Origin of the sequence: Microbacterium sp. (genome assembly GCF_047971895.1) — a bacterium.
Classification (GTDB): domain Bacteria; phylum Actinomycetota; class Actinomycetes; order Actinomycetales; family Microbacteriaceae; genus Microbacterium.
In genome coordinates this window covers 1-4,950 of the sequence record NZ_JBKEAF010000016.1, presented here as the reverse complement: position 1 = coordinate 4,950, position 4,950 = coordinate 1, and the positions used below count along the sequence as shown (strand labels likewise).

Annotated in this window: 5 protein-coding genes and 1 pseudogene; 5 read left to right on the top strand and 1 reads right to left on the bottom strand. The window is 70.3% G+C overall.

Annotation, left to right across the window (positions count from 1 at the left end; all coding sequences use genetic code 11):
• Positions 1-3: 3 nt before the first annotated feature.
• The 4 genes from rpsM to rplQ all read left to right on the top strand — a co-directional run bounded on the left by rpsM (position 4) and on the right by rplQ (position 2,490).
• Positions 4-378 (top strand): 30S ribosomal protein S13, encoded by a 375-nt coding sequence (rpsM, locus tag ACK5IN_RS01965; RefSeq protein WP_416894550.1) that lies wholly within the window; start codon positions 4-6, stop codon positions 376-378.
• Positions 379-409: 31 nt separating this feature from the next.
• A complete protein-coding gene (rpsK, locus tag ACK5IN_RS01960; protein WP_376129457.1) occupies positions 410-808 on the top strand; it encodes a 30S ribosomal protein S11 in 399 nt (132 codons plus the stop codon).
• An 83-nt stretch (positions 809-891) separates the two neighbouring features.
• Complete coding sequence (locus ACK5IN_RS01955; protein ID WP_416894549.1) at positions 892-1,881, top strand: DNA-directed RNA polymerase subunit alpha; 990 nt, start codon at positions 892-894, stop codon at positions 1,879-1,881.
• Between the two features lie 33 nt (positions 1,882-1,914).
• On the top strand, positions 1,915-2,490 hold the full coding sequence (rplQ, locus tag ACK5IN_RS01950; protein WP_416894548.1) for a 50S ribosomal protein L17: 576 nt from the start codon (positions 1,915-1,917) through the stop codon (positions 2,488-2,490).
• A 92-nt stretch (positions 2,491-2,582) separates the two neighbouring features.
• On the opposite strand, the gene ACK5IN_RS01945 is transcribed toward rplQ, so the two are convergent.
• Positions 2,583-4,559, bottom strand: coding sequence for an acyltransferase family protein (locus ACK5IN_RS01945; RefSeq protein WP_416894547.1), 1,977 nt, complete (start codon positions 4,557-4,559; stop codon positions 2,583-2,585).
• A 73-nt stretch (positions 4,560-4,632) separates the two neighbouring features.
• Between ACK5IN_RS01945 and ACK5IN_RS01940 the strand changes: the two are divergent.
• Positions 4,633-4,950, top strand: a pseudogene (locus ACK5IN_RS01940) (tRNA pseudouridine(38-40) synthase TruA); the annotation flags it as partial.

Genomic DNA, 4,950 nt, shown 5'->3' with positions numbered 1-4,950 from the left:
CGCATGGCACGTCTTGCCGGCGTCGACATCCCGCGCGACAAGCGCGTGGTGATCGCCCTCACCTACATCTACGGCATCGGCCGTACCCGCTCCGTCGAGATCCTCGCGGCCACCGGGATCGATGAGTCGATCCGCGTGAAGGACCTCAGCGACGACCAGCTCATCGCCCTCCGCGACCACATCGAGGCCACCTACAAGGTGGAGGGCGACCTCCGCCGTGAGGTCGCCGCCGACATCCGCCGCAAGGTCGAGATCGGCTCCTACGAAGGCCTGCGTCACCGCCGCGGCCTCCCGGTGCGTGGCCAGCGCACCAAGACCAACGCGCGCACCCGCAAGGGCCCCAAGCGCACCGTCGCCGGCAAGAAGAAGGCGCGCTAAGCGCCCGGCCAAGGTTTAGGAGAACACGCACATGGCACAGGCCAAGTCCGCCGCGCGCAAGCCGCGCCGCAAGGAGAAGAAGAACATCGCGCTGGGTCACGCCCACATCAAGTCGACGTTCAACAACACCATCGTCTCGATCACCGATCCGTCGGGCGCCGTCATCAGCTGGGCGTCGTCGGGCGGTGTGGGGTTCAAGGGCTCGCGCAAGTCGACCCCGTACGCTGCCGGCATGGCCGCGGAAGCCGCCGCCCGCCAGGCGCAGGAGCACGGCGTCAAGAAGGTCGACGTCTTCGTGAAGGGCCCGGGCTCGGGGCGCGAGACGGCGATCCGCTCGCTGACCGCCGCCGGCCTCGAGGTCGGTTCGATCCAGGACGTGACACCACAGGCGCACAACGGCTGCCGGCCCCCCAAGCGCCGCCGCGTTTGACGCAGCGAAGCCCCGAAGACAACTCAACATCTCACCGATAAGCACGTGTCATATAGCGGGCACGTGATCGAAAGGAACACATAGTGCTCATTGCACAGCGTCCCACCCTGACCGAGGAGAAGATCTCGGAGTTCCGCAGCCGGTTCGCCATCGACCCGCTGGAGCCCGGATTCGGCTACACGATCGGCAACGCGATGCGCCGCAGCCTGCTGTCGTCGATTCCCGGTGCGGCCGTCACGTCGATCCGGATCGACGGCGTCCTCCACGAGTTCAGCACCATCCCCGGGGTGAAGGAGGATGTCACCGAGATCATCCTCAACATCAAACAGCTCGTGGTTTCGAGCGAGCGCGACGAGCCCATCACGGCGTACCTGCGCAAGACGGGTTCCGGTGAGGTCACGGCCGCCGACATCTCGGCTCCCGCCGGCGTCGAGGTGCAAAACCCCGAGCTGGTCATCGCGACCCTCAACGACACCGCCAAGTTCGAGCTCGAGCTCACCATCGAGCGCGGTCGCGGATACGTGTCGGCGACCCAGAACCGCAACGAGTACGCCGAGGCCGGCCAGATCCCGGTCGACTCGATCTACTCGCCGGTGCTGAAGGTCAGCTACCGCGTCGACGCGACGCGTGCCGGTGAGCGCACCGACTTCGACAAGCTCGTGCTGGATGTCGAGACCAAGCCGTCGATCGCGCCGCGCGACGCGGTCGCCTCGGCCGGTCGCACCCTCACCGAGCTGTTCGGCCTCGCCCACGAGCTGAACGTCGAGGCCGAGGGCATCGAGATCGGCCCCGCACCGGTCGAGACGGTGCTGTCGAACGAGCTGTCGATGCCGATCGAGGACCTCGACCTGTCGGTGCGATCCTACAACTGCCTCAAGCGCGAGGGCATCAACACTGTCTCGGAGCACGTCGCACTCAGAGAGACGCAGCTCATGAACATCCGCAACTTCGGTCAGAAGTCGGTCGACGAGGTGCGCGACAAGCTCGTGTCGCTCGGTCTGTCGCTCAAGGACTCGGTGCCCGGCTTCGACGGCGCCCAGTTCTTCGGCGGCTACGACGACGAGACCGCCTGACCTTTCTACCTGGAATCCCTGGAGTAACTGAGTATGCCCAAGCCCACGAAGGGACCGCGCCTCGGCGGCGGCCCCGCACACGAGCGGCTGCTGCTGGCGAACCTCGCCGCCGCGCTGTTCACCCACAAGTCGATCAAGACGACCGAGACCAAGGCCAAGCGCCTGCGTCCACTCGCCGAGCGTCTCATCACGTTCGCGAAGCGCGGCGACCTGCATGCGCGCCGTCGTGTGCTGTCGGTCATCGGTGACAAGGAGGTCGTGCACGTCCTCTTCACCGAGATCGCACCGCTGGTCGCCGACCGTGAGGGCGGCTACACCCGCATCACGAAGGTCGGCAACCGCAAGGGCGACAACGCCCCGATGGCGGTCATCGAGCTCGTGCTCGAGCCGGTGAACCCGAAGCCGAAGAGCGCGAAGAAGTCCGCGCCTGCGGCCGAGGCCGCACCTGAGCCCGAGGCGGAGGTCGAGGAGGCGGCGACCGAGGCCGTTGCCGAGGCCGACGAGGCGCAGGACGCAGCCGACGAGGTCGCCGAGGGCAACGACGCAGCGGATGCCGGTGCCGAGTCGCCCGAGGAGGGCGCCGCCGCCGAAGAGGAGAAGCCCGAGTAGGCATCCCGCATGTTGTGAGACCCGCACACCGCGTCGGTGTGCGGGTCTCGTGCGTTCGGCGTGGGGCGCGGGAAGCAGCGCCCGGGCGCGGGTCAGTGCACGCCGAGGCGGTCGCGGTACGCCTCGTACTGCGCGAAGCGCCACTCGCGCATCTCGGCGCGGTAGATCTCGTCGACCCGGCTTTGCTCGGCCGCGTCGAGGGCCGTGCCGACCGTGTCGGCGAACAGGCGGCCCCCGGCATCGCCGGGGTGGATGCGGTCGCCGGCGAGCAGGTCGGTATGGGCGTCGGCCACCGCCGACCATGCCGCCACGGTGACGTTCGGGTGCGCGTCGGCGAAGGCGCGCAGCTCGCTGTTCACCCCGGGGATCCAGCTGCGAGGCGCATATGCGTCGACGAGGATGAGCTGCCGATCGGGGCCGACGATATCGAGCGCCTCTTGCATGGCCGACGCGGCGACGGGCCCATTGGTGCCCAGCGCGAGCACGACGAACTCGCGCAGCTGCCCGCCGGCATCCAGGTTGCGCAGGATCGTCGGGGCCGCCCACATCGAGCGCGACACGGCGGCGTCGACCGAGATGCCGGGGAACCGCTCGAGCAGCGCGCCCGCCGAGGCGAGCATGACCGAGTCGCCGACGGCCGTCACCTGCGCGCCGGTCACGGGGACGGGCTCGGGGGGCACGGGCATCCCGGGCGGGTCGAGCAGATCGTCGGGAGGCTCCGCCGGGACCGCGCCCGGGCTCGGTGTCTGTGTCGGCGAAACCGACGGCGTGGCGCTCTCGAGCGCCGTCTGTCCGGCGGTGATGGCGTCCTCGGCGCTGGTGGTCTGCGGTGCCGCGGCGATGGCCGCGGTGGTGCCGCCGATCACGGCGACCGTGGCGGCGAGGGCGGTGAGGGCGCCGAAGCGCGCGGCGGGCGCACCGCCGAGGGCCGTGCCGAGCCGTGTGAGCGACCCGCGGAACCCGTGGCGCCGCACCGGCTGCTCGACGAACCGGTACGACAGCTCGGCAGCCACGACGGTGACGACGAGCGCGGCCACCCCGACGCCGACCGGCACCAGGTGGCCGGGCCCGCGCCCCTCAGCCCAGGCCATGAGCAGCACGAGCACGGGCCAGTGCCACAGATAGAGGCCGTACGAGCGGTCGCCGATCCAGCGCAGCGGGGGCACGTCGATGCCGGCGCCGAACCACGAGCGCGGCCACGCCCCGGCGGCGATGGCGAGTGCCGAGAGCAGGCTGGCCGCGACCAGCTCGCCCGGGAAGGTCGCCACCGAGTCGCCCGCGGGTATCGTTCCCACCACGATGAGCCCGGCGACGGCGGCGCCCCCGACCGCCAGCGAGACGATCCGCGCGGGGGCGCGCAGCATCCATTCCGCGGGGTCCCGCACGACCGGCCGCAACCCGAACGCGAGCGCGACGCCCAGCAGAATGCCGAACGCGTGCGAGTCGGTGCCGAAGTAGGCGCGGGTCGTATCGGCGCCGACGGCGATGAGCACGCCCATCCACGTCGCCGACACCGCGGCGGCCGCCAGGGCGACGGTCGTGCGCAGCCACCGCCACGGCAGCAGCAGGAACAGGGGCAGCACGAGCGGCCACAGCACGTAGAACTGCTCTTCGACGGCGAGCGACCACAGGTTGCGGAAGAGCTCGGGAGTGTCTTGCGTGAAGTAGCTGGTGCCGGCGGCCAGCGAGACCCAGTTGTAGCTGAAGGTCGCCGCGCCGATGATCTGCGCGCCCATCTTCACGAGCACGTCGCCGCCGATCAGCCACGCGACGCTCGCGCACACCGTGACCAGCAGGGCGAGGGCGGGGAGCAGGCGCCGGGCGCGTCGCCGCCAGAACGGCAGCAGCCGCACCGTGCCGGTCTTGTCGCGCTCATTCAGCAGCAGGGTCGTGATGAGAAAGCCGCTGATGACGAAGAACACGTCGACGCCGATGAACCCGCCCTGCATGAACCACTGCGGGAACAGGTGGTAGACGACGACGAGTGCAACCGCGATCGCGCGCAGTCCGTCGAGCCCCGTGAGGCGCAGCGGCGGGCGCGCGGGCACAACGGAGGCGGCGTCGTTCATGAGGCTTTCGGGCGAGGGGAGTGGATGCTTCGCCGCACCGATTCTAAGCCGTGCCGTGGCTAGGCTGGAAGTCGTGCGGATCCGCCTCGACATCGCCTATGACGGCTCGCACTTCCGCGGGTGGGCCCGCCAGCCCGGACTGCGCACCGTGCAGGGCACCCTGGAGGACGCGCTTGGACGCGTGCTGCGCACCGAGACCCGGCTCGTCGTCGCCGGCCGCACCGACACCGGCGTGCACGCCACCGGCCAGGTGGCGCACGTCGACGTCGACGACGAGGTGTGGGCGGCGGCCACGGCGCACCGGCGCCGGGGGCCCGAGGCATCCGATCCTCTCGCCGTCTTCGCGCGCCGCGTCACGGGCGTGCTCGGCGCATACTCCGATGTCGTCGTG

Bases quoted from the DNA above. Each gene is read 5' to 3' on its own strand.
- rpsM (WP_416894550.1), top strand. From the start codon at position 4: ATGGCACGTCTTGCCGGCGTCGACATCCCGCGCGACAAGCGCGTGGTG.
- rpsK (WP_376129457.1), top strand. From the start codon at position 410: ATGGCACAGGCCAAGTCCGCCGCGCGCAAGCCGCGCCGCAAGGAGAAG.
- rplQ (WP_416894548.1), top strand. From the start codon at position 1,915: ATGCCCAAGCCCACGAAGGGACCGCGCCTCGGCGGCGGCCCCGCACAC.
- ACK5IN_RS01945 (WP_416894547.1), bottom strand. From the start codon at position 4,559: ATGAACGACGCCGCCTCCGTTGTGCCCGCGCGCCCGCCGCTGCGCCTC.